Genomic DNA, 23,849 nt, shown 5'->3' with positions numbered 1-23,849 from the left:
TCTTAAAGCAAGGCAGGAATCGAAATGGCAGTCAGCGTGTTTGACCTCTTCAAGATCGGCATCGGTCCGTCCAGTTCGCATACGGTCGGACCGATGCGCGCGGCGCTGATGTTCGTCCAGGGCCTCGAACGCGACGGGCTGCTCGACGCGACGGCGCACGTGAAGGTCGAGCTGTACGGCTCGCTGGGTGCGACCGGAAAGGGCCACGGCACCGACCGCGGCGTGATGCTCGGCCTGCTCGGCGACGCGCCCGACACCGTCGATCCCGAGACGATCGACGCGCGGCTCGAAGACATCCGCAAGACGAAGCAGCTCGCGCTGCTCGGCACGCACCCGGTGCCGTTCGTGCTGAAGGAGAACATCGCATTCTACCGGCAGGCGCTGCCCGAGCATCCGAACGGGATGAAACTGCGCGCGTCCGACGCGAACGATACGGTGCTGGTCGAACGGACCTACCTGTCGGTCGGCGGCGGCTTCGTCGTGACGGCCGGCGCGCCGAACACGAAGGTGCTGAGCGCGGCCGAGCAGATGACGCACCCGTTTCGCACCGGCGCCGAGCTGCTCGCGCTGACCGAATCGACCGGCAAGTCGATCGCGCAACTGATGTGGGAAAACGAGCGTGCGTGGCACACCGAGGAAGAAACGCGCGACGGGCTGCTGAAGATCTGGGCCGTGATGCAGTCGTGCGTGTCGCGCGGCTGCGGGATCGGCAACCCGGAGGCCGACGGCAACCTGCCCGGCCCGTTCCAGGTCAAGCGCCGCGCGCCGCAGCTGTATCGCGCGCTGACCGGCAACCCGGAGCGCGCGCTGCAGGACCCGCTGTCGATGGTCGACTGGATCAACCTGTACGCGATCGCCGTCAACGAGGAAAACGCGGCCGGCGGCCGTGTGGTCACCGCGCCGACCAACGGCGCGGCCGGCATCATCCCGGCGGTGCTGCATTACTACACGCGCTTCACGCCGGGCGCGAACGAGCAAGGCGTGATCGACTTCCTGCTGACGGCTGCCGCGATCGGCGTTCTTTACAAGCTCAACGCGTCGATTTCGGGTGCGGAAGTGGGCTGCCAGGGCGAAGTGGGCGTCGCGTGCTCGATGGCGGCCGGCGCGCTCGCGGCCGTGCTCGGCGGCACGCCGCGCCAGGTCGAGAACGCGGCCGAGATCGGGATGGAGCACAACCTCGGACTCACCTGCGACCCGGTCGGCGGGATGGTGCAGATCCCGTGCATCGAGCGCAACGCGATGGCGTCGGTGAAGGCCGTCAACGCCGCGCGCATGGCGCTGCGCGGCGACGGCTCGCACTACGTGTCGCTCGACTCGGTGATCAAGACGATGCGCGAGACGGGCGCCGACATGAAGACGAAGTACAAGGAAACGTCGCGCGGCGGGCTGGCGGTGAATATCGTCGAGTGCTGATGTCTGGAGCCGGCGGTAGCGCGGGGCGGATCGCTACCCCGCATTACCGCCGGACATGACACCCGACGCTAGTCGTTCAGCCAATTCTCCAGCCGCAATCCCGGATAGCTGACGAAATCCCGCTCGTTGTTGGTCACGAGGACGACGTCGAGCGACACCGCATGAGCCGCGATCAATTTATCGAGGTGATCCTTCTTCCGCTCGCGGGCGGCCTCGCGAACCGGGCCGTACGCTTGCGCAGCCGCGACGTCGAACGGCGCGACAGGAATATCGTCGATCAGCGCGGCAAGATTGCGCCGCTCCCGCGCAGGACTCGCGCACACGGCGACACCGTACTCCAGCTCGGCGTACGTGATCGCCGACATCACGACGTCCCCCGTGTAACACTGCGCAAATCGTCTCGCGACCGGCTCCGGCTGATGCCTCATCAAATAGATGCACATGTTGGTGTCGAGCATGTAGCGCGGCATCACACCCCCTCGCGTTCGGCCTGCTCCTGATCCCCGCGCCCTTCGACCATGAAGTCCGGCCCGAACTTCGCGAATTTCCGGAGTGCCTGGGTCAAAGGCCGCCGCATCGGCCGAATACGGATTTCGTCACCCACGCGCTCGATTTCCAGCTCGATATCGCTGCGCTCATAGGCGAGGTCGGCGGGAATCCGCACGGCCTGCGAGTTGCCGTTCCGGAATACCTTCGTGGTATGCATGTCGATCTCCGCTCGGATGTACATAGGATGTACATTATCCGATGCGGGCTGCGATGTAAATCCATGTGTGTACATAAGCCTTCCAATGGCGTTCCGTGCGTCGATTGGCCGTGAAGCACCGATTCGCCGCTGAACGCCCACTTTTCACCATCGCCTCCGTGCACACAAGCTGGCCGTTCGGCCAACCGAAGCCGGCGCATGGAACACGTGCCGCCCGACTCGCTCCGCGTTCCGACACTTTTCAGCAGCCGGCGTACCGGCGGCCGGCCAACGGGCGTAAGCTGTACGTCCCGCTACCCAGGGAGACGGCAACCCATGTCGCATTCCAAGGATCTCGAGCCGCGCGCCACCACCGGCGCACGACTGCTCGTCGATGCGTTGCTCGCCAATCACGTCGAACGCGCGTTCTGCGTGCCGGGCGAGAGCTTCCTCGCCGTACTCGACGCGCTGGCGGACGACACCGCGCGCATCCAGACGGTCGTCTGCCGCCACGAAGCGGCGGCGGCGAACATGGCGGAGGCGGTCGGCAAGCTGACCGGCCGCCCCGGCATCGCATTCGTCACGCGCGGCCCCGGCGCGACCCATGCGTCGATCGGCGTGCACACCGCGTTCCAGGATTCGACGCCGATGATCCTGTTCGTCGGCCAGTGCGCACGCGAGCACCTCGACCGCGAAGCCTTCCAGGAAATCGACTACCGCCGGATGTTCGGCCAGATGGCGAAATGGGTCGCGCAGATCGACGACCCGCGCCGCATTCCCGAATACCTGAGCCATGCGTTCCACGTCGCGACCTCCGGCCGTCCCGGCCCGGTCGTGATCGCGCTGCCGGAAGACGTGCTGTCCGAAGCGTGCGCGCCGCAGCCGGTCGCACCGGCCGCGAAACGCATCGCGGCATCGCCGTCGGCCGCACAGCTCGACGAGCTGCGCGAACGGCTCGCGCGCGCCGAGCGGCCGCTCGCGATCGTCGGCGGCAGCGGCTGGACGCCCGATGCGTGCGCGAACCTGCGCACCTTCGTCGAGCGCTGGCAGTTGCCGGTCGCATGCGCATTCCGCTTCCAGGACACGTTCGACAACGCACACCCGAACTACGCGGGCGACGTCGGCCTCGGGATCAATCCGGCGCTCGGCAAGCGCATCCGCGACGCCGACCTGCTGCTCGTGATCGGGCCGCGCCTCGGCGAAGCGACGACGGGCGGCTACACGCTGCTCGACATCCCGAAAACGCGCCAGACGCTGATCCACGTGCATCAGGGCGCGGATGAACTCGGCCGCGTATATGCGGCGGATCTGCCGATCGTGTCCGGGATGCCCGAGATCGCGGCGCCGCTCGCCGCGCTCGAGCCGCCGGCACAGCCGGCGTGGGCCGGCACGGCCGCCGACGCGCATCGCGCGTACCGCGAATGGCATGCGCCGCTGCCGATGCCGGGCGACGTCCAGCTCGGCGACGTGATGGTGCAGCTGCGCGAACGCCTGCCGCACGACGCGATCCTGACCAACGGCGCCGGCAACTACGCGATCTGGCTGCACCGCCACTTCGCGTACCGGCACTTCCGCTCGCAGCTCGCGCCGACCAGCGGCGCGATGGGCTACGGGCTGCCCGCCGCGCTGGCCGCGAAGTCGCTGTACCCGTCGCGCGCCGTCGTCGCGCTCGCCGGCGACGGCTGTTTCATGATGGCCGGCAACGAGCTCGCGACCGCGATGCAGTACGGGCTGAACATCGTCGCCATCGTCGTCAACAACGGGCATTTCGGCACGATCCGCATGCATCAGGAGCGCAACTATCCGGGCCGCGTGCACGGCACCGGGCTCACGAACCCCGATTTCGCCGCCTATGCGCGCGCATTCGGCGCGCATGGCGAGACGGTCGAGCGCACCGCGGACTTCGCCCCGGCGCTGGAACGCGCGCTGACCTGCGGGCTGCCGGCGCTGATCGAGATCCGCATCCCGCAGGACGCCAGCACGCCGGCCGCGACTCTCGAGCAGATCCGCGAACAGGGCCGCCGCGCGCGCGGCGAATGATCGTGGAAATGCGTGCCGCGCCGGCTGGCCCCGCGTTGTCGCACGACGACGCGCTGGCCCACCCCGGCACGCTGCTTGCGCCCGACGGCACGCTCGTCGCGCCGTACGACCTCGAGCGCGGCACCGGTCGTGCGGAAGGCCACGTGCCGGCCGCGTCGGCGCTCGGCCTGCTGCACGCCGCGCATCGCCCGTTCCGGCTCGACTACGGCTGTGCGACGGATGTGCACGTGATCAACGGAATGGGCGTCGCACTCGGCGACTCGGTGATCGGGCTGACCGCGCTCGCCGCCCTGCGCGCCATGCATCCGGGCCTGCGCTTCACGCTGTACCGGCCGGCCCGCGCGCCGCGCTACGTCGACGCGCTGTATGCGCTCGCCGCCGACGTCGTCGCGCCCTCGCGCCAGCTGCCATGCGCCGTCGAAACGCTGCCCGCACACGCGCCGTGCATCGATCTCGGCAATCATCTGTACTGGCCCGCATTCGCGCGGCTGCCGATGGTCGACTTCTTTCTCGACGCGCTCGGCGCGGATCCGGCCGCCGTGCCGGCCGCCGCGAAGCGCAATCGCTGGCTCGCGCAGTTGCGCCTGCCCGCGCTGCCGGCCGAGTGGCGGCGACCGTACGTGCTGTTCTGCCCGAACGCGAGCACCGCGGTGCGCAGCGTGCCGCCGGCGCTGCGCGCGGCGTTCGTCGAACGGCTGGCACACCGCTACGGGCTGCCGGTGGTCGGGTTCGGCCCCGTCGCGCATCCGGCCTACGTCGACGTGAGCCGCGACGCGGCCGACACAGCGGGCTTCATTGCATGGGTCAAGGGGGCGAGCGTGCTGTTTGCGCCCGACACGGCCGCGCTGCATCTCGCCGACGGCTTCGACGTGCCGACGCTCGGCTGTTTCACGACGATCGCGCCGGCGCTGCGCGTGCGCGACTATCCGCATTGCGCGCCGGTTGCACTCGACGTGCCGGACGCATTGCACGGACGGCATCGCAGCGAGCGGCCGGACGATCTCGCGGCGGTCGAGGCCGCTTACCGGGCGATCGACTGGGATGCGCTGCCGTGGCCGGCGCCGCGCGAAGCGGCAGCCGGCGCCTGACAGCGAAACCGGCCGCCGTAGCGGCATCCACGCGCCGCCGCGCTGCTCACCCGGCAGCCACCATCGCCGCGCGGTCGCGCAGCGTTTCCGACGGCCGCTTGCCGAACAGCCGCCGGTAGTCGGTCGCGAACTGGCTCAGATGCCAGAAACCCCACGCTTCCGCGACGTCCTGCACCGAACCGGCCGCCCGCCCGCACAGGTCGCGCCGCGCGCCGTTCAGCCGCAGCGTGCGCAGATAGGTCGCGGGCGCCATGCCGAGCACGTCCTGGAAACAGTACTGCAGCGTGCGCCGGCTCACGTGAAGCTGCTCGCACAGCTCGGGTACGCCGACCGGCCGCGTGCGATGGGCGAGCACGTATTCGCGTGCCTGCTCGACGATCCAGCGCCGCGTCGACGGTGCGCCGCCGGCCCCGTCGTCCGCCGGTTGCGCGCACGCGTCGAACAATGCGGCCAGCACCTCGGCCTGCAGGTCGTCGCGCTGCGCGTCCGGCAGCGGGCCGCCCACGGCCGCCGCGCCGTCGAGCCGGCGGCCGAGCAGCGCACACAGCCGCGCGAGCCGCGTGTCGCCGACCTGGATCACGTGCTGCGTGAACAGCCGCTCGTCGAGCGCGCGGTGTTCGACTTCCTCCGCATAACGGCGCAGCACGTCGCCGCGCACGACGACGCCATAGATCGAGAACTGCGCAGGCGTCAGCAATTCGAATTCGACGTTGCCGGGCCGGAACGCGAGCGCGCCGGGCCCGATGCGGCACGCATCGACGCGCGCCGTGCCGTCGCTCACCAGCGGGACGCCGAACCAGTACGCATCGCCGCGCACCTCGCACGCCTGGCGCAGCAGGTGGCTGGTCGATTCGCGAAACAGTTTCATCGTGTCGAGCGGCAGCTCGGTCAGCGTGCCGATGAAGCGGCCGGCCGCGAGCTGGTCGTAGGTCTGTCGCCAGCCGATCAGGTTGCGCGCCTGCTCGTCGGCGTCGTGCGCGACGCTGACCACGGCCTGGCCGGCCAACGCGTCGTCACCCTGCGCGCTGCACCGCGTATCCGCGGCCGTCGGCTCGTCGATGCACTCCACTCGTTGATCCATCGTGTTCTCCTCACCTGCCCGGAACCGCGTCCATCACGCAAGTCCCGTGCCGAACCGCACGGTCCGGCGACAAGCCCGTCATTCCACGCCGCCCGGCCGATGCACGCCATGCGGGCGCACCCGGAGACGGCGTGCCGCGCACCATGCGGGTGCGGCATCTGCACGGCCGGCGGCCGGCCGCCGCGAGAGGCCGCGCGGGCCGCGGGCTACGCGCCGGGCCGCAACCGCACGACCCGCGTGCCGCAGTTGCCATATGCCTGCACGACCGCCAGTTCGACGATCGGGCTGCCGGCCGGCCAGGGCGCCGCGTCCGCTTCCGGCAGATCGGTACGCAACGTCGCGCGGCCGTTGATCCGGTAGCGGATGCCGCGCACGAAATCGATGAACAGCAACCCGACGCCGCCATCGCAAGCACGCGCATCGAGCCGCTCGCCTGCGCCGCGCATCGGCAGCGCGAAACGCAGCGTCTTCGTGTCGATCACGCGCACGACCGGCCACAGATCGCCGTTCGCGTCGCGCCTGCTCTGCACGATGTCGCAGGTCACGAGCGCCGGTCCGCCGCTCGTCGCGCCGACGAACATGAACGGCTGCGACTCGACGAACTGCCGCACGCCGATGCTCAGCCGCGTCGTCACGACGTCGCTCATCCGCTCGGCTTCGTCGGCGACGCCGAACCGGCGATGCGCGTCGAGCTCACCCGCGTGGAACACCGGGTGGCGCGGATAGGATCGGGGCGGTTCTGCCATGCGGGTTTCCGTCGGGCCCATCGGTGCGCGATGCGACTGCCGATGCCGTTACCGGCACAGGCCGCCGGCAACGCGCAGCCGCGACCGCGTATCGAATGTCGAGGGACAAAAACAGCGAAGTGCCGGACGAACGGTCGCCGGCGTATTGATTGTGTCGGCGCGGGCACCGCCCGACGGCCGGACAGGCTTCGTCCGGCCGTCGAACCTTCCGCGAAATCCGCCACCGGCCGCAACCGGCAACCGTACCGGCCAGCGTTGCGCTGCTGGCCGGCTCCGGCACTTCGCCGCCTGCTTCGGCGATCAGAAGAATCCGAGCGCCTCGGCCTGGTAGCTGACCAGCAGGCACTTCGTCTGCTGATAGTTCGACAGCGCCATCTTGTGCGTCTCGCGGCCGATGCCCGACTGCTTGTAGCCGCCGAACGCCGCATGCGCCGGGTACAGGTGGTAGCAGTTGGTCCACACGCGGCCGGCCTCGACCTCGCGGCCCATCCGGTACGCACGCGTGCCGTTGCGCGTCCACACGCCCGCGCCGAGCCCGTAGAACGTGTCGTTCGCGAGTTCGATCGCTTCCTGTTCGTCCTTGAACGTCATCACCGACGCCACCGGCCCGAAGATCTCTTCCTGGAACACGCGCATCTTGTTGTTGCCGAGCAGCATCGTCGGCTTCACGTAGTAGCCCGTGCCGAGGTCGGCCCCCGGCGCCGTGCGCTCGCCGCCCGTCAGGCATTGCGCGCCTTCGCCGCGGCCGATGTCGATGTACGACAGGATCTTGTCGAGCTGCTGCTGCGACGCCTGCGCGCCGATCATCGTCTGCAGGTCGAGCGGGTGGCCGGCCTTGATGCGCTCGACGCGCGCGACGGCCTTCTCGATGAAGCGCTCGTAGATCGATTCCTGGATCAGGATCCGCGACGGACACGTGCACACTTCGCCCTGGTTCAGCGCGAACATCGCGAGGCCTTCGAGCGCCTTGTCGAGGAACGCGTCGTCCTGGTCGAGCACGTCGGCGAAGAAGATGTTCGGGCTCTTGCCGCCCAACTCGACCGTCGACGGAATCAGGCTGTCGGCCGCCGCACGCAGGATGTGCTTGCCGACCGGCGTCGAGCCGGTGAACGCGATCTTCGCGATGCGCTTGCTGGTCGCGAGCGCTTCGCCCGCTTCCTTGCCGAAGCCGTTGACGATGTTGATCGTGCCGGCCGGGAACAGGTCGCCGATCAGCTCCATCAGCACCAGCACCGACGCGGGCGTCTGCTCGGCCGGCTTCATCACCACGCAGCAGCCGGCCGCGAGCGCCGGCGCGAGCTTCCACGCGGCCATCAGCAGCGGGAAGTTCCACGGAATGATCTGCCCGACGACGCCGAGCGGCTCGTGGAAGTGATAGGCGACGGTGTTGTCGTCGATTTCCGAAATGCCGCCTTCCTGCGCGCGGATGCAGCCCGCGAAATAGCGGAAGTGGTCGACCGCGAGCGGCAGGTCGGCTGCCATCGTCTCGCGCAGCGGCTTGCCGTTGTCGATCGTCTCGGCCACCGCGAGCAGCTTCAGGTTCTTTTCCATCCGGTCGGCGGCGGCGAGCAGCAGGTTCGCGCGCTCGGCCACCGACGTCTTGCCCCACTTGCGGCGGGCGGCATGCGCGGCGTCGAGCGCGACGTCGATGTCCTCGGCGCTCGAGCGCGGCACGCGGCAGAACGGCTTGCCGTTGATCGGCGACACGTTCTCGAAATACTCGCCCTTCACCGGCGGAACCCACTTGCCGCCGATGTAGTTGTCGTACTGCTGACGATACGGATATTCGACGTCGAGGCCCAGTTGCTTCAGGTCAAACGGGTTCATACATGTCTCCTGTTCATCGTGCTTGGCTTGTGTGAATACAGCGCCGGTTGGATTGCGCTGCACCTTTTACGCAACATGCGTGCCAAACGGAGTCGAGACGAAACGGGAACGGTGCGCCCGGCCGCTCGCGGCTGGCGTGGCGCGCGCGCGATGAACGGGTGTACCGATTCTGAACACCGCGCCGGCACACCGGCGCGGCAGGTGTTCGGATTTTCCACAGTGTCGATGCACAGCGGCGCACCGCGTGTGACGCCCGATGCGTGGCATGTCGCTTGCGTGCCGACACCGTATTCGCACGCATCGGCCACCCGCCGACCGACACCATGAGCGACCCCGCCCCCCTGAGCGACGACGCCGTCGCGTTCATCCGCGAACAGGCATTCCTGATCGTCGCGACCGCCAATACGGCGGGCGACAGCGACTGTTCGTACCGCGGCCGGCAGCCGCGCGCGGACGGTTCGCTCTGCCCGCTCGTCGACCTGCCCGATCGCCGCACGCTGGTGCTGCCCGATTTCGCAGGCAACAACCTGTTCAACACGATCGGCAACCTGCTCGTGAATCCGGCAATCGCGCTGCTGTTCGTGGATTTCGTCGGGCAGACGACGTGGCTCGTGCAGGGACGCGCGACGATCGACGAGGATGCGGGAAGCCGTGCGCATCTGTGGCCCGATGCGCTGCGTTACGTGGTCGTTGACGTCGAGCGGGCGCACGCGCGGGCTGATGAAGCACTGCCGCCGCTCGTGCTGGCGTGACGCGCGGCGTTCCCGCACTTCGCCGCTGTCGAAACAAGGCCGCTGACACTGCGTTGCCGCGGCGCGTATCGACGTGATGCGTCGGTTCGATCATCGGGACGGCGGCGCAACGCAGCGCTCGAGGGCTCGAGGATGATTCGCACCGGAAGCGGATCGTCGGTGCGCGGTTGCGGTGAAGACGAAATGCACGAACGCCCCGCACGCCATTACCGTCACGCCAACGCCCAACAGCCCCCCTCACCGCCCGCTCGTCTCCACGCAATCCGGTTCGGTCCGGCGATGCGCCAGCGTTTCGGCATGCGGAGGCTCATCTGCATCCTCCTGCGCGTCAGCATCGGCTTCCGCCGGCCGCGCGCCGAGAAACGCGAACACCACGCCCGCACACAGCACCGTCACGACCGCCAGGCCGAGCAGCAGCCGATCGAACGCATGCGTATAACTCGCGAGCAGCGCCGCACGGCCGACACCCGGCAACACGGCCGCCGCGCCGGCGAGATCGCCGGTCGCGAGCCGCGCGGCCGCCCGCAGCGTCGCGCCGGACGCGTCTGACGTACCGCCTGTCGCCGGCGATAAATCGGCATGCGCGAGCGCCGCCAGCACCGCCCCGACGATCGCGAGCGCGATCCCTTCGCCGGCCACGCGCGTCGTGCTGAAAATCCCGGTCGCCATCCCCGCGCGCGCCTTCGGCACGACGCTGACCGACAACCCGTCCATCAGCCCCCACGGCATGCCGGCCCCGACGCCGATCGCGAGCATCGGAGCGATCGCCGCCGGCCCCGCGCCGCCGCGCAGCGCGATGCCCAGCCACACGAGCCCCGCGGCCGCGATCAGCAGCCCGATCCCGGAGATCACGCCGGGCGACAGCCAGCGCGTGAGCGTCGCCGCGACGAGCGGGACGATCAGCATCGGCGCGGAAATCGCGAGCATCAGCCAGCCCGCGTCGATTTCGCTGAAGCCGTCGATGCCGATGAAGCGCAGCGGCAGCACGACCAGCAGCACGATGTAGCAGCAGCAGGTCGACACCGGCAGCACCTGCACGCCGACGAAGCGGGCAATGCGAAACAGCGACAGGTCGAGCATCGGCCGCGCCACGCGCGTCTCGATCGCGACGAACGCCGCCGCACCGAGCGCCGCGCCCGCCAGCAGCGCGACGACGAGCGGATCCGCCCAGCCGCGCGCGGGCGCCTCGATCACGCCGAACGTGAACGACGTCAGCGCGGCGGTGAACGCGGCCGTGCCGGGCCAGTCGAGCCCCGTCGCATGCGGATCGCGCGACTCGTGCATGCGCGGCAGCCCGACGCCGAGCGACAGCACGCCGGCCACCGCGCTCGTGACGAAGATCGCGCGCCAGCCGTAGTGCGCGATCAGGCAGCCGGCGAGCACGGGCCCGAACGCGAGCCCGATCCCGAACGTCGTACCGAGCAGGCTGAACGCACGCGTGCGCGCCGCGCCGTCGAACTCCTGCGCAAGCGCCGCCGTGCCGCCCGCGAGCGCCGCGGCCGCCGCAAGCCCTTGCGCGGCACGCAGCCAATCGACCGCGCGCATCGACGGCGCGAACGCGAGCGCAACCGACATCAGCGTGAAGCCGCCGACGCCGATCGCGAACACGCGCTTGCGGCCGAACTGGTCGGCGAGCGCGCCTGCCGCCATCAGGAAGCTGCCGAACGCGAGCATGAATGCGTTGGTGATCCAGTTCATCGCAACCGGGCCGCCATGCAGGTCGCGGCCGATCGCGGGCGTCGCGACCGCCCCGCCCGAAAACGACAGCGGCAGCGCAACGGCGGCCATGCAGACGGCGGCCAGCACCCACGCACGCCGGCGTGCCGACTGCGTCGAAGCGGCTGAAAAAGGCTGATCCATCATCGCTCCTCGAAAAGCCGGCGCGGACGCGCCGTCAGAGCGACAGAAGATAAATCCGATTCAATCCGCGAAAAACCACGCGAAGCTCCGGATATAGCGGACTAAAATTCCGTAATTGCCATTCACCGAACCAGTCCGCTTATATCGATGGAAAACCTGAACGGCATCGCCGCCTTCGTGCGCACCGCCGAAGCGCTCAGCTTCGTCGCGGCCGGCCGTGCGCTCGGCATCTCGGCATCGGCGGTCGGCAAGACGATCGCGCGGCTGGAGCAGTCGCTCGGCGTGCGCCTGTTCAACCGCACGACGCGGCGCGTCACGCTGACCGACGAAGGGCGCCACTTCTACGAACGCTGCCAGCGCATCCTCGAGGATTTCCGCGATGCCGAAGCGACCGTGACGGCGTCCGCGCAGCGCCCGCGCGGCAAGCTGCGCGTGAGCCTGCCGGTGATCGGCTACCGGTTCCTGCTGCCGGTGCTGCCCGAATTCAGGCAGCGCTATCCGGACGTCGAGCTCGACCTGGATTTCAACGACCGGATGGTGGATGTCGTCGAAGGCGGCTTCGACGCGGTGATCCGCAGCGGTCCGCTGTCGGATTCGAGCCTGATGTCGCGGCGGCTCGGCCCGTTCGCGTTCGTGCTGTGCGCGACGCCCGCGTATCTCGCGCAGGCCGGCACGCCGCATGCACCGCGCGATCTCGACACGCACGATTGCGTGCGCTACTGCTTCCCGACCACCGGCAAGCTGCAGGACTGGGCGCTCGCCACCGACGACGGCACGCCGCTGAAACTGCGCACCGCGATGACCTGCAACAACATGGAAGCGCTGCGCGGCGCGGTCATGTCGGGGCTCGGCATCGGCTACATGCCCGACTTCCTCGCGCGCGACGCGCTGGACAGCGGCGCGCTCGTCACCGTGCTCGACGCCTACCGGATCGCGCCGGGGCAATTCTCGATCGTCTGGCCGTCGAGCCGGCAGTTGTCGCCGAAGCTGCGCGTGTTCGTCGACTTCGTGTGCGAGCGGCTGTTCAGGTAGCCGCCCGGCGCGCCGTCACTCCGCCTCGATCCGCTCCGCTTCCGCCTGCGGCAGCAGCGCATCGCTGTCGTCCTTCAACCCGACGCCCGTGAGGCCCAGCCGGCGCGCATGCGTCATCAGGTAATGCAGCTTGTGCGCCGCGGCGGCATGCGGCAGCCCTTCGGGCCGCACGTTCGAGATGCAGTTGCGCAGCGCGTCGTGGCAGCCGACCTTCGGCCCCCACGTGAGGTACACGCCGAGGCTGTCCGGCGAGCTGAGCCCCGGCCGTTCGCCGATCAGCATCGCGACGACCTGCGCGCGCAGCAGCTCGCCGATCTCGTCGCCGAGCGCGACGCGCGCCTGCGTCGCGACCACCACCGGCCCGATCCGCCAGCCGTCCGCGTCGAGCCGCGGACGCACGGCCGCCAGCAGCGGCAGCGCCTGCTTCGCGGCCGCGAACGCCGACAGCCCGTCGCCGACCACGAACACCACGTCCGGCGCGTCGTCGAGCGCCGCGCCGTAACCGGCCAGCAGCGCGCGCCCGTCGTCGGACAGCTTGCGGCCGAGGTCGGGCCGGCGCAGGTAATGCTGACGGTCGGGCGCCGCGCTCTGCACGCCGAGCGTCGCGAAGCCCGCCGCGTCGATCTCGCGCCGCAGCGCGTCCGCATCGAGCGGCTGGTGCACCGCGTCGCGCGCCTGCGCGTGCGACAGATTGAACGCGAGCAGCGGCGCGGTCGGCAGGCTGTTGCCCGCGCGGCCGAGCGCGATCCGTGCGTTCGTGAACGACTTCAGCTGCGCCCACGGATTCTTCTCGACGGCGTCGCTCATGCGGAAATCCCCATCCAGTCGTTCGCGCCCGCGAGCAGCGGCACGCGCGCGCTCGCGGCGCGCAGCGCACCGTGCGCGTCGGCGATCTCCATCGTCTCCAGCCACTCCTCGAACTCGGGCGCGCGGCGCAAGCCGAGCACGTCGCGCACGTACAGCTGATCGTGAAACGACGTGCTCTGGTAGTTCAGCATCACGTCGTCCGCGCCCGGAATCCCCATGATGAAGTTGATGCCGGCCGCACCGAGCAGCGTCAGCAGCGTGTCCATGTCGTCCTGGTCGGCCTCCGCGTGGTTCGTGTAGCAGATGTCGCACCCCATCGGCACGCCGAGCAGCTTCCCGCAGAAGTGGTCCTCGAGCCCCGCTCGGATGATCTGCTTGCCGTCGTACAGGTATTCGGGCCCGATGAAGCCGACCACCGTGTTCACGAGGAACGGGTCGAACTTGCGCGCAACCGCGTACGCGCGCACTTCGCAGGTCTGCTGGTCGACGCCGAAGTGAGCATTCGCTGACAACGCGCTGCCCTGCCCGGTCTCGAAATACATCAGGTTGTTGCCGACGGTGCCGCGCTTGAGCGACAACGCGGCCTCGTGCGCCTCGCCGAGCAGCGCGAGCGAGATCCCGAAACTCGCATTCGCCTTTTCGGTGCCCGCGATCGACTGAAAGACGAGATCGACCGGCGCGCCCTTCTCGATCGCCGCGATCGTGTTCGTCACGTGCGTCAGCACGCACGACTGCGTCGGCACGCCGTAGCGCTCGCGAAACGCGTCGATCATCGCGAGCAGCTTCACGATCGCCGCGAGGCTGTCGGTCGCCGGGTTGATGCCGATCATCGCGTCGCCGCAGCCGTACATCAGCCCGTCGAGCATCGACGCGGCGATGCCCTTCACGTCGTCGGTCGGGTGGTTCGGCTGCAGCCGCACCGACATCCGGCCGGCGAGCCCGACCGTGTTGCGAAAGCGCGTGACCACGCGGCGCTTGCGGGCGCCGGCGATCAGGTCCTGGTTGCGCATCAGCTTCGACACGGCCGCGACCATCTCGGGCGTGAGGCCCGGCGCGATCCGTTCGAGCGCGGCGCCGTCGGCAACCGGCGACAGCAGCCAGTTGCGGAAATCGCCGACCGTCAGATGCGAGATTTCGGCGAACGCGGCCGCGTCGTGATCGTCGAGGATCAGGCGCGTGACTTCGTCGTGTTCGTACGGAATCACCGCTTCGTTCAGGAACGCTTTCAGCGGCACGCCCGCGAGCGCGATCTTCGCGGCGACCCGCTCCTCCTCGCTCGCCGCCGCGACGCCGGCGAGCTGGTCGCCCGAGCGCAGCGGGCTCGCCTTCGCGAGCAGCGTCTTCAGGTCCGCGAAACGGTACGTGCGCGGGCCGATCGTCTCCGTATAGGACATCGTTCGAATCTCCTTGCCAAATGCCGACGGCGCGCCCCGCTCGGCAGGGCGCGCCGGATGCCGTCAGGAACGGCCGTTCGCGTTCGTCATGCTCATTCCTCGAGCAGCGCGTCGCCCGGCGCGCTCGCGCGCTGCGAGCGCGTCGCGAGGAAGTACGCGTAGCCGAGCGCGAGGATCGCGACGAACACCATCGCCACCAGCCCGTTGAAATACACCATCGTACCGAGGCAAATCAGGGCGGCAACGATCGCGAACGCCGGGAAGAACGGGTACAGCGGCGCGCGGAACGGCCGCGCCATGTTCGGCTGCGAACGGCGCAGCTTGAACAGCGCCGCCATGCTTACGATATACATCACGATCGCGCCGAACACCGACATCGTCACGATGTTCGCGGTGAGCGTCTGGCCGCCGAACTGAATCAGCTCGTCGCTGTAGATCGCCGCGATGCCGACCACGCCGCCCGCGAGGATCGCGCGGTAAGGCGTCTTGAAGCGCGGATGCACCTTCGCGAGCCATTCGGGCAGATAGCCTTCGCGGGCCAGCGCGAAGATCTGGCGCGAATAGCCGAGGATGATCCCGTGGAACGACGCGACGAGCCCGAACAGCCCGAGCCACACGAGCATGTGCATCCAGCCGCTGTTCGCGCCGACGATGTACTTCATCGCCTGCGGCAGCGGGTCGTTGATGTTCGCGAGGCGGGTCCAGTCGCCCGCGCCGCCGGCGAACACCATCACGCCGACCGCCAGCGTGACGAGCGTCAGGATGCCGGCCACGTAGGCGATCGGGATCGAACGCTTCGGGTTCTTCGCTTCCTCGGCGGCCATCGCGACGCCCTCGATCGCGAGGAAGAACCAGATCGCGAACGGGATCGCCGCGAACATCCCGTGGAATGCGCCGACGCTGAAATGATCGGCGCCCGACCAGCCGCCCTTCAGGAAGTTGCTCCACGCGAAGCCCGGCGACACGACGCCCATGAACACCAGCAATTCGAAGATCGCGAACAGCGTGACGACCAGCTCGAACGTCGCGGCGATCTGCACGCCGACGATGTTCAGCGCCATGAACACGAGATACGCGCCCATCGCCGCGTTTTTCGGTTCGAGCCCCGGAAACTGCACGTGCAGGTACGCGCCGATCGCCAGCGCGATCGCGGGCGGCGCGAACACGAATTCGACGAGGGTTGCCACGCCGGCCAGATAGCCGCCCGCGGGGCCGAATGCACGCCGCGCATACGCGAACGGGCCGCCCGCGTGCGGGATCGACGTCGTGAGTTCGGTGAAGCTGAAGATGAAGGTCGTATACATCGCCGCGACGAACATCGCGGTAATCACGAAACCCAGCGTGCCCGCACTCGCCCAGCCGTAGCTCCAGCCGAAGTACTCGCCGGAAATCACGAGGCCGACCGCGATGCCCCACAACTGCCAGGTCCCGAGCGTCTGCTGCAGCGCGGGCTGGCCGGACGACTTGGCGCCGGCGGCGGGCCGGCCATTCGACTCTGCTTTCATCGGATTCTCCTGAAAGGTGCGGGCCTGTCGGCCTGCTCGACTGAGAATCGATGCTAGAGAGTCATTAAACGACGTGTTATCGAAATTCGGCAAAGATGGCCGCTGACGTTTCGCCGACGGCAACGCCGCTGCGCGCGGCTTGACCGCCCCGGCTACCCTCCTCGGGCAGCCGGGGTGGCGCGGCCGGCTTACTGGCCGCCGCCGCGCTGGTTGAACCAGCGGTCGAGCAGCTTGCCGGCCGCTTCGCGACCGCCGAGGCCGAACGACAGCGCGACCGCCACCGCGATCGCACCGAGCACGAGGCCGAACGCGAGCTGCACGATCTCGTTGGCGATGCCCATCGCGCGCAGCCCCATCGCGAACACCAGGCCGAGGATCGCGAATTGCGCGATCCGCGCGAACAGCACGCTGTGTTCGCGGTCGGCCTGCTCGATCACGCGACGCGCAAGGCTCGCGAGCCACACGCCGATCACGAGGATCACGCCGCCCGTCAGCACGTGGCCGCCGAATTCGATGAACAGCGTGACGACGTCGCGCACCTGCGTGAAACCGAGCCGGTTCGCGGCTTCGACCGCGGCGAACAGCATCGCGAAGAACACGATCAGCCGTGCGACCAGCACCGACGGCTGCAGGATCCCGGAGAACACGCGTTCGACGCCGAGCACGGCCGGCAGCCCGTCGGCGCCGGCGGCTTCCAGCAGCTTCTGCGCGAGCGATGCGACGAAGCGCGCGAAATAGAACGTGACGAGCACGATCACGATCGCCGCGACGATGTCCGGCACCGCGCCGAGGAACTGGTTCAGCATGTTGGTGGCGGGCATCGAGATCGCGTCGATCTTCAGCGCGTCGAGCGCGGAGATCAGCGTCGGCACGAACACGAACACGTAGACGATCGTGCCGATCAGGCTCGACACGCGCACCGGCGTCGGGCTGTCGAGCCGCGCGGTGAGACGATCCGCGCCGGCGGCAACCAGCAGGTTCGTCACGAGACCGCGCAGCACGCGCGCGACGACCCAGCCGACGAAGCCGATCACCGCGGCCGCAAACAGGTTCGGCACGATCGCGAGCAGCTTGTCGATCATCCCCTGCACCGGCGACAGCAGGCCGGACAGCGCGAACGACGCGAGAATCGCCGGCAGGAACATCAGGATCACGAGCCAGAACAGCACGTCGCCGAGGTAGCCGCTCATCGGCTGCATGCCCGCGCTTTCGGACAGCTTGTCGTCGACCTTGCTCGCCTTCAGCGCACGGCTCGCGAGGCTGCGCAGCAGCGACGCGATGAGCCACGCGATCAGCGTCAGCGCCGCGCCGCCGATCAGGTTCGGCAGGTAGTTGACGATGTGCGTGACGAGCAGCGAGAACGGATTGGAGACCGCGTACAGATTCAGTACGTTGAAGATCCCCACCGCGGTGACGAGCAGCACGAGCCAGAACAGCCCGCCGGCGACGATGCGCTCGACGCAGGCGCCCTGGCCGGTGCTTTCGTTGATGCGCTGGTCGACCTTCAGCGCGTTGAGCAGCCGGAGCGCGCCGGCCCGCACCACCACGGCGATCAGCCAGCCGATCACCAGGATGCCGATCGCGCCCGCGATCTTGGGCAGGTATCCGCCTAGCGTGGTCTGCAGCGACGTGATGAAGCTGGAAGCATCCATTTCTTCTTCTCCCGAAAAACGTGGCGTTGCGATTGAACATCGACGAACTACCTGCGTACTTCGAAAACCGTGCTGTGCCGCCCGAGCAACTTACCCGAGAAAAATGACGTATTCATCGGATTTCACCGTCTTTAACTTTAGTCATAGATCGCAGGGGCGGAACCCCATTTCGATGAAATAAAAAAGGGGCAGATTTAGCATGCCTACGCCTCTCCGCAAGATTTATCCATCGTGCGTGTGCTACCGTGGCGTCGATTCCTGCCGGAGCCTGCCGATGACCGTCGCCACGCAAACCGGCACGCCCGCGTGGCTGCGCCATGCGGCGCGGGTCGCGCGTATGCAATTCGCGATGCTTGCGGTATGCCGCCTGTGCCACACCGGCCGATCCGTCCGTCTAGCCGTTAAAGCGAGGAGAAGAAGGCATGTTCAAGCATGAAGTCGAGATCCGGCGGCTGCCGGAGCTGCGCGGGTATGCGGTTGCGCACACGGGTGCGTACCTGAAGGTCGGCGACGCGTTCGGGCACATCGGCGCGTGGGTCGCGCAGCACGGACTGATCGGCCCCGGCGCGAAGATGATCGGGATCTTCTACGACGATCCGGATACGACGCCCGAAGCGCAATTGCGGGCGAAAGCCTGTTTCGTGCCGGCCGACGGCGCGCCGGACGTCGCGCCGGCGCCGCCGGTCGAGCGTGTAACGATCGCGGGCGGCGATCATGCGGTGCTGCTGCACACGGGACCGTATGCGGACCTGAAAGCGGCCTACCAGTGGCTGTACGGCGACTGGCTGCGTCACTCGGGCCGCGAAGCCGCCGATGCGCCGTCGTTCGAGCTGTATCTGAACACGCCGATGGATGCGGCGCCGGCCGACCTGCAAACCGAGATTTATTTACCGCTGCGGTGAGTGAAGGGGCACGGGCCGGCCGGCGTACGTCGAGACCGGGATGATGCGTCTGCCTGATCGTGCGGCCGGCCAAGGGCCGGCGATCAGGCGCGACCTGCTTGCGTCCCGCAGCTCGGGCAAAAGCGTGCATCGGCCGCCAGCGCGGCGTGACAGCGGCTGCACGCGTTGCCACGCTGCGAGGTGCCGCACTGCGCGCAGAATCGCGCGTCCGCCGCGTTGAGCGCGCCGCAGCCCGCGCAGGCGTGCTGGCGCAGCGGCGCGTTGCCGCCCTGCGCGTCGGGCTGCGACTGCCGGCCCCAACCGTGACGGTCGCGGCCGCGCGCATCGTGGCTGCCATGGCCTTCCGCACCGTGGCTGCCGTGTTGCCCGCCACCGTGGTTGCCGTGATGGCCGCCGCCATGCCCGCCGCCGTGGCCACCCAGGATCCGTTTCAGAAAGCGCATCGCCCGCTCCTCATCGCTGCGTCTGCGCGCCGTCGAACACGCCGGCCTTCGACAACAGCCGCAAGCCGTTGCCGACGACGATCAGGCTCGCGCCCGCATCGGCGAACACGGCCATCCACATCGTGCCGAGCCCCGCGACCGTCAGGCCGAGGAACACGATCTTCACGCCGAGCGCGAAACCGATGTTCTGCACCAGCACGCGATGCGTCGCGCGCGACAGCCGCACGAACGCGGGAATCTTGCGCAGGTCGTCGTCCATCAGCGCGACGTCGGCCGTCTCGATCGCCGTGTCGGTGCCCATCGCGCCCATCGCGAAACCGATGTCGGCGCGTGCGAGCGCCGGCGCATCGTTGATCCCGTCGCCGACCATCCCGACCGCGCCCGCGCCGCCGGCCGCCAGTTCCTCGACCGCCGCGAGCTTGTCCTCCGGCAACTGGTTGCCGCGCGCATCGTCGATGCCGGCCTGCTGCGCGATCGCCTGCGCGGTGTGCGGGTTGTCGCCGGTCAGCATCGCGGTACGGATGCCGAGCGCGTGCAGATCGGCGATCGCCGCGCGGCTCGTGTCCTTGATCGTGTCGGCCACCGCGAAAATGCCGAGCACGCGCGTGTCGTCGACCAGCATCACGACGCTCTTGCCCTGCCGCTCGAGCGCATCGAGCTTCGCCTCCAGCGCCGGCGAGCAGCGTTCGAGCTCCTCGACGAGCCGGTGGTTGCCGAGCCAGTAGCGCACGCCGTCGATCGTGCCGCGCACACCGCGCCCGACGATCGCTTCGAAGTCCTCTACATCGGCGAACGCTGCCGTCTGCGCGTCGCGGGCCGCCGCGGCAATCGCCTGCGACACCGGGTGATCGGAGCGCGCCGCGAGGCTCGCGCCGAGATGACGCACCTGCGCGGCGTCGACGTCGGCGGCATGCAGGTCGAAGTCGGTCTGCACCGGCTTGCCGTGCGTGATCGTGCCGGTCTTGTCGAGCGCGAGCCACGCAAGCTTGCGGCCTTCTTCCAGATAGACGCCGCCCTTCACGAGAATCCCGCGCCGCGCCGCGGCCGCGAGGCCCGACACGATCGTCACCGGCGTCGAGATCACCAGCGCGCACGGGCATGCGATCACGAGCAGCACCAGCGCGCGGTAGATCCAGTCGTGCCACGCGCCGCCCAGCACGAGCGGCGGCACCACCGCGACCAGCAGCGCGATCGCGAACACGATCGGCGTATAGACGCGTGCGAACTGGTCGACGAAACGCTGCGTCGGCGCCTTCGCGCCCTGCGCTTCCTCGACCGCGTGGATGATCCGCGCAAGCGTCGAATTGGCCGCAACCGCCGTCACGCGATAGTCGAACGAACCCGACTCGTTGATCGTGCCCGCGTACACGGCGTCGCCGGCCGCCTTCTCGACCGGCAGGCTTTCGCCGGTGATCGGCGCCTGGTTCACCGTCGAGCGGCCCGCGACGACTTCGCCGTCCAGCCCGATCCGCTCGCCCGGCTTCACGCGCACGACCGCGCCGAGCGCCACCTGCGCGGCTTCGACGGTGCGCCACGCGCCATCGGCGTCCTGCACGGTCGCGGTGTCGGGAGCGAGCCGCATCAGGCCCTGGATCGCATTGCGCGCGCGATCGAGCGACTTCGCCTCGATCAGTTCGGCGATCGTGAACAACACCATCACCATCGCCGCTTCCGGCCACTGGCCGATCGCCATCGCGCCGGTTACCGCGATGCTCATCAGCGCGTTGATGTTCAGATTGCCGTTGCGGATCGCGATCCAGCCTTTCTTGTAGGTGGTCAGCCCGCATGCGAGCACCGCCGCGAGCGCGAGCACGGCCGACAGCCACACCGGCAGGCCGACCCAGTTCGCCGCTTCGGACGCGATCGCCGCGACGCCGGCCAGCGCGAGCGGCCACCACGGCTTCGCGGGCGCGTCGGCGACGCGGGCGGCCGGCGCATCGGCCGACGCGGCCTCCGGCGTCATCCCGAGCGTGCGGATCGCGCTTTCGATCGCGGGCTGCGCGCCGGGCACGTGGTCGACGGTCAGCATCCGCTGCATCAGGTTGAATTCGAGCGCCGATACCTGCTGCATGCCGCCGAGCTTCTTGCGGATCAGCGTTTCCTCGGTCGGGCAGTCCATCTGCATGATCCGGAACGCGGAACGCACGTGGCCCGATGCGGTGGCCTGCGCGACCGGGAGCGGCGCGAGCGTCAGCGCGGCGGGCGCGCAGCAGTCGCCGGCCGCGTGGTCGTGGTCGTGGTCGTGGTCGTGGTCGTGGTCGTGACCGGCATGATCATGCGCGGCAGGGTCGTGCGAACATGCCGCGCCGTGCCCATGCCCGTCGCCGCGTGCGTGGCCGGCATGGCCGCCGTGGTCGTGATCGTGCCCCGTGCCGTGCGCGGATGCATGATCGTGGTCATGGTCGTGGCCGCATCCGTGCGGCTGCGCGCCGCGCGATGCGCCGTCGCCGTGCGCGTGCTCGCCGGCCGCCGGCGCCGTGTCGTCGACGGTCGCCGCCTGCGAGTCGCGCGCGTCGGCGCAGCAGGTCTCGGCGCCGCCGGCATGACGGTGTCGTGGGTCGTGGGTACGCTGGGCGTCGGTCATGACAACCTCCTCTATGGCTTGACGGTGTAGAGTTAACACCCTGAAGCCACTACAAGGTCAAGCCTTGCAACGGAGAAAGCCATGAAGATCGGCGAACTGGCCAAAGCGGCCCGCTGCACGCCCGAAACGATCCGCTTCTACGAGAAGGAGGGTCTGATGCCGGATGCGGAGCGTACCGATTCGAACTACCGGAACTACACCGACGTGCACGTCGAGCGGCTGCGCTTCATTCGCAACTGCCGTGCGCTCGACATGGCGCACGACGAAATCCGCGCGCTGCTTCAGCTCACCGATACGCCGGCCGACCCGTGCGATTCGATCAACTCGCTGCTCGACGAGCACATCGGCCACGTCGACGCACGCCTCGCGGAACTCACGCATCTGCGCGATCAGCTCACCGAATTGCGGCGTCAATGCGTCGGCGAACATTCGGTCGAAGACTGCGGCATCGTGCATGGTCTGGCGACGATGGAAACCGTCGCACCGGCTGCGAAGCGCTCGCACCTCGGCTGAAACCCTTGTGGAATATGATAGTCTAGTTAATACTAGTTATATTCTCACTAGACATAATCGAACTATTCATGACATCGAGCCACCCGTCTCCGCTTGCGCTCGCGGTCCTCGCGACGCTCTCCGAAACGCCGATGCATCCGTACGGGATGCTGCAACAGTTGAAGGCCCGCGGTTACGACGAAGTCGTCAACGTGCGGCAGCGCACGAGCCTCTACCAGACGATCGACCGGCTGCTGCGCGACGGGCTGATCGCCGTGCACGATACCGAGCGCGACGGCGCGTTTCCCGAGCGCACGCTGTACACGCTGACCGAAACCGGACACACGGCCGGGCAGGCGTGGCTGCATGCGCTGCTCGCCGAGCCCGCGCGCGAATTCCCGGCATTCGGCGCCGGCCTTGCCTTCCTGCCGCTGCTCGACGCCGAAGATGCGCGCCACCAGCTCGAGCGCCGCATCGCCGCGCTCGAAGCCGAGCGCGAACGCCTCGAATCGCTGCGCAACGCCGCGCAGAACGAGCAGGTGCCGCGCCTGTTCCTGCTGCAGAACGAGCACGCGCTCGTGCTGCTCAACGCGGAGCTCGACTGGGCCCGCAGCGTCGTCGAACACCTGAAGATCGGCGCGCTGCGCTGGGTCGACGGCTGACTCGACGGCCGACTTGACGGCGAACGCGCGAGCGCCGCGCGTCCACGGCCCGTCATGCCTGGCAGCGGCCATCGCGGCCGCCGCTTTCCCCGCTTACTGCGTCGAGATGTCGATATTGCCGAAGTACTTCCGGCCCAGCGACTTCACCGTGCCGTCCGCCTTCAGCTTGTCGATCGCCGCATCGAGTTTCGTCTTCAGCGCGTCGTCGCCCTTGCGCAGTCCGAACGCGATCCCGCTGCCGAGAATCCTGTCGTCGCGCACCGGCTGACCGACGAACGAGAAACCCTTGCCGTCCGGACGCGACAGGAAGCCGCGCTGGCCGGCCGGCGCGAGCACCAGCGTCGCGTCGAGGCGGCCCGACACGAGATCCGCGTACGCCTGGTTCTGATCCTGGTACGCGACGATCGACACGCCAGCCTGCTCCCAGTGCGCCTTCGCATAGGTTTCCTGGATCGACGCCTGCAGCACGCCGACGCGCTTGCCCTTCAGCGATTCGGGCGTCGGCAGCAGGCCGCTGCCGGTGCGCGCGATCAGCTGCGTCGGCACGCGGTAGATGATCGTCGTGAAGTCGATTGCCTGGCGCCGCTGCTCGGTCGCGTTCATCGCCGAATTGATCGCGTCGAACTTGCGGCCCTTCAGTGCGGGAATCAGCCCGTCGAACGACGTCTCGACCCACTTGCACGACAGCTTCGCCGTCTGGCAGACGGCATTGCCGACGTCGATGTCGAAACCCTGCAGGTCGCCGTTCGGCGCTTTCGACTCGAACGGCGGGTATTGCGCCTCGAGGCCGAAGCGCAGCGTCTGCCCGTCGGCGAGCGCCGCGCCGGAGCCGAGCGCACACGCGAATGCGAACGCGAGTTTCAGGGTGTGTCCATGTTTCATCG

At 68.7% G+C, this 23,849-nt stretch carries 20 protein-coding genes and 1 pseudogene; 8 read left to right on the top strand and 13 right to left on the bottom strand.

The features are described 5' to 3' along the window. The first annotated feature begins 24 nt into the window (after nt 1-24). The gene (locus BME24068_RS17310; protein WP_174926793.1) at nt 25-1,413 is read left to right on the top strand and encodes an L-serine ammonia-lyase; all 1,389 of its coding nucleotides are present in this window, start codon (nt 25-27) and stop codon (nt 1,411-1,413) included. A 68-nt stretch (nt 1,414-1,481) separates the two neighbouring features. Here BME24068_RS17310 and BME24068_RS17305 read toward each other — a convergent pair whose 3' ends face one another. Further along, on the bottom strand, nt 1,482-1,883 hold the full coding sequence (locus BME24068_RS17305; protein WP_174926792.1) for a type II toxin-antitoxin system VapC family toxin: 402 nt from the start codon (nt 1,881-1,883) through the stop codon (nt 1,482-1,484). Next, the gene (gene vapB, locus BME24068_RS17300) at nt 1,883-2,119 is read right to left on the bottom strand and encodes a type II toxin-antitoxin system VapB family antitoxin (RefSeq protein WP_174926791.1); all 237 of its coding nucleotides are present in this window, start codon (nt 2,117-2,119) and stop codon (nt 1,883-1,885) included. The genes BME24068_RS17305 and vapB overlap by 1 nt, the downstream gene beginning before the upstream one ends. A 315-nt stretch (nt 2,120-2,434) precedes the next feature. On the opposite strand from vapB, the gene BME24068_RS17295 reads away from it, so the two are divergent. Both BME24068_RS17295 and BME24068_RS17290 read left to right on the top strand, forming a co-directional pair. Next, nucleotides 2,435-4,138, top strand: coding sequence for a thiamine pyrophosphate-binding protein (locus BME24068_RS17295; RefSeq protein ID WP_174926790.1), 1,704 nt, complete (start codon nt 2,435-2,437; stop codon nt 4,136-4,138). Continuing rightward, entirely contained in the window at nt 4,135-5,226 is a 1,092-nt protein-coding gene (locus BME24068_RS17290) for a glycosyltransferase family 9 protein (RefSeq protein WP_174926789.1), read from the top strand. Before BME24068_RS17295 ends, BME24068_RS17290 begins: the two co-directional genes overlap by 4 nt. A gap of 46 nt (nt 5,227-5,272) precedes the next feature. Here the strand turns inward: BME24068_RS17290 and BME24068_RS17285 are convergent, their stop codons facing one another. The 3 genes from BME24068_RS17285 to exaC form a co-directional block, all read right to left on the bottom strand. Further along, on the bottom strand, nt 5,273-6,307 hold the full coding sequence (locus BME24068_RS17285) for a helix-turn-helix domain-containing protein (protein WP_096506683.1): 1,035 nt from the start codon (nt 6,305-6,307) through the stop codon (nt 5,273-5,275). Nucleotides 6,308-6,513: 206 nt separating this feature from the next. Then, entirely contained in the window at nt 6,514-7,053 is a 540-nt protein-coding gene (locus BME24068_RS17280; protein WP_174926788.1) for a hypothetical protein, read from the bottom strand. Nucleotides 7,054-7,353: 300 nt separating this feature from the next. Then, a complete protein-coding gene (gene exaC, locus BME24068_RS17275) occupies nt 7,354-8,880 on the bottom strand; it encodes an acetaldehyde dehydrogenase ExaC (RefSeq protein WP_174926787.1) in 1,527 nt (508 codons plus the stop codon). A 323-nt stretch (nt 8,881-9,203) separates the two neighbouring features. On the opposite strand from exaC, the gene BME24068_RS17270 reads away from it, so the two are divergent. Next, entirely contained in the window at nt 9,204-9,632 is a 429-nt protein-coding gene (locus BME24068_RS17270; RefSeq protein ID WP_174926786.1) for a pyridoxamine 5'-phosphate oxidase family protein, read from the top strand. Between the two features lie 237 nt (nt 9,633-9,869). On the opposite strand, the gene BME24068_RS17265 is transcribed toward BME24068_RS17270, so the two are convergent. Next, nucleotides 9,870-11,492, bottom strand: a complete 1,623-nt coding sequence (locus tag BME24068_RS17265) for an MFS transporter (protein WP_096506686.1) — start codon at nt 11,490-11,492, stop codon at nt 9,870-9,872. Between the two features lie 147 nt (nt 11,493-11,639). Between BME24068_RS17265 and BME24068_RS17260 the strand changes: the two genes are divergently transcribed. Further along, complete coding sequence (locus tag BME24068_RS17260; RefSeq protein ID WP_096506687.1) at nt 11,640-12,524, top strand: LysR family transcriptional regulator; 885 nt, start codon at nt 11,640-11,642, stop codon at nt 12,522-12,524. 15 nt (nt 12,525-12,539) lie between these two features. Here the strand turns inward: BME24068_RS17260 and eutC are convergent, their stop codons facing one another. The 4 genes from eutC to BME24068_RS17240 form a co-directional block, all read right to left on the bottom strand. Further along, nucleotides 12,540-13,331 carry an ethanolamine ammonia-lyase subunit EutC gene (eutC, locus tag BME24068_RS17255; RefSeq protein WP_174926785.1) on the bottom strand — a complete coding sequence of 264 codons (792 nt, stop codon included), beginning with the start codon at nt 13,329-13,331 and terminating at the stop codon, nt 12,540-12,542. Beyond that, the gene (locus BME24068_RS17250; RefSeq protein ID WP_174926784.1) at nt 13,328-14,725 is read right to left on the bottom strand and encodes an ethanolamine ammonia-lyase subunit EutB; all 1,398 of its coding nucleotides are present in this window, start codon (nt 14,723-14,725) and stop codon (nt 13,328-13,330) included. The genes eutC and BME24068_RS17250 overlap by 4 nt, the downstream gene beginning before the upstream one ends. Before the next feature lie 92 nt (nt 14,726-14,817). Next, nucleotides 14,818-16,230 (bottom strand): ethanolamine permease, encoded by a 1,413-nt coding sequence (gene eat / locus BME24068_RS17245; protein ID WP_096506690.1) that lies wholly within the window; start codon nt 16,228-16,230, stop codon nt 14,818-14,820. A 188-nt stretch (nt 16,231-16,418) separates the two neighbouring features. Next, the gene (locus BME24068_RS17240; protein WP_096506691.1) at nt 16,419-17,882 is read right to left on the bottom strand and encodes a mechanosensitive ion channel; all 1,464 of its coding nucleotides are present in this window, start codon (nt 17,880-17,882) and stop codon (nt 16,419-16,421) included. 333 nt (nt 17,883-18,215) lie between these two features. Between BME24068_RS17240 and BME24068_RS17235 the strand changes: the two are divergent. After that, nucleotides 18,216-18,784: pseudogene (locus BME24068_RS17235) on the top strand (AraC family transcriptional regulator); the annotation flags it as partial. Between the two features lie 83 nt (nt 18,785-18,867). Here the strand turns inward: BME24068_RS17235 and BME24068_RS17230 are convergent. Both BME24068_RS17230 and BME24068_RS17225 read right to left on the bottom strand, forming a co-directional pair. Beyond that, nucleotides 18,868-19,227 carry a zinc ribbon domain-containing protein gene (locus tag BME24068_RS17230; protein ID WP_174926782.1) on the bottom strand — a complete coding sequence of 120 codons (360 nt, stop codon included), beginning with the start codon at nt 19,225-19,227 and terminating at the stop codon, nt 18,868-18,870. Between the two features lie 10 nt (nt 19,228-19,237). Continuing rightward, nucleotides 19,238-21,811 carry a heavy metal translocating P-type ATPase gene (locus BME24068_RS17225; RefSeq protein WP_174926781.1) on the bottom strand — a complete coding sequence of 858 codons (2,574 nt, stop codon included), beginning with the start codon at nt 21,809-21,811 and terminating at the stop codon, nt 19,238-19,240. Between the two features lie 81 nt (nt 21,812-21,892). Between BME24068_RS17225 and cadR the strand changes: the two genes are divergently transcribed. Together cadR and BME24068_RS17215 are read left to right on the top strand one after the other, a co-directional pair. After that, a complete protein-coding gene (cadR, locus tag BME24068_RS17220; RefSeq protein WP_011350541.1) occupies nt 21,893-22,324 on the top strand; it encodes a Cd(II)/Pb(II)-responsive transcriptional regulator in 432 nt (143 codons plus the stop codon). A gap of 68 nt (nt 22,325-22,392) precedes the next feature. Next, on the top strand, nt 22,393-22,965 hold the full coding sequence (locus BME24068_RS17215) for a PadR family transcriptional regulator (RefSeq protein WP_174926780.1): 573 nt from the start codon (nt 22,393-22,395) through the stop codon (nt 22,963-22,965). Nucleotides 22,966-23,058: 93 nt separating this feature from the next. On the opposite strand, the gene BME24068_RS17210 is transcribed toward BME24068_RS17215, so the two are convergent. Beyond that, nucleotides 23,059-23,847: an ABC transporter substrate-binding protein gene (locus BME24068_RS17210; RefSeq protein WP_096506696.1), complete on the bottom strand. Its 789-nt coding sequence runs from the start codon at nt 23,845-23,847 to the stop codon at nt 23,059-23,061. Nucleotides 23,848-23,849 lie beyond the last annotated feature (2 nt).

It is taken from the genome of Burkholderia anthina (genome assembly GCF_902498995.1).
Lineage (GTDB): Bacteria > Pseudomonadota > Gammaproteobacteria > Burkholderiales > Burkholderiaceae > Burkholderia > Burkholderia anthina.
Note: the sequence above shows the minus strand (reverse complement) of the source record. Positions and strands in the feature narration are given on the sequence as shown.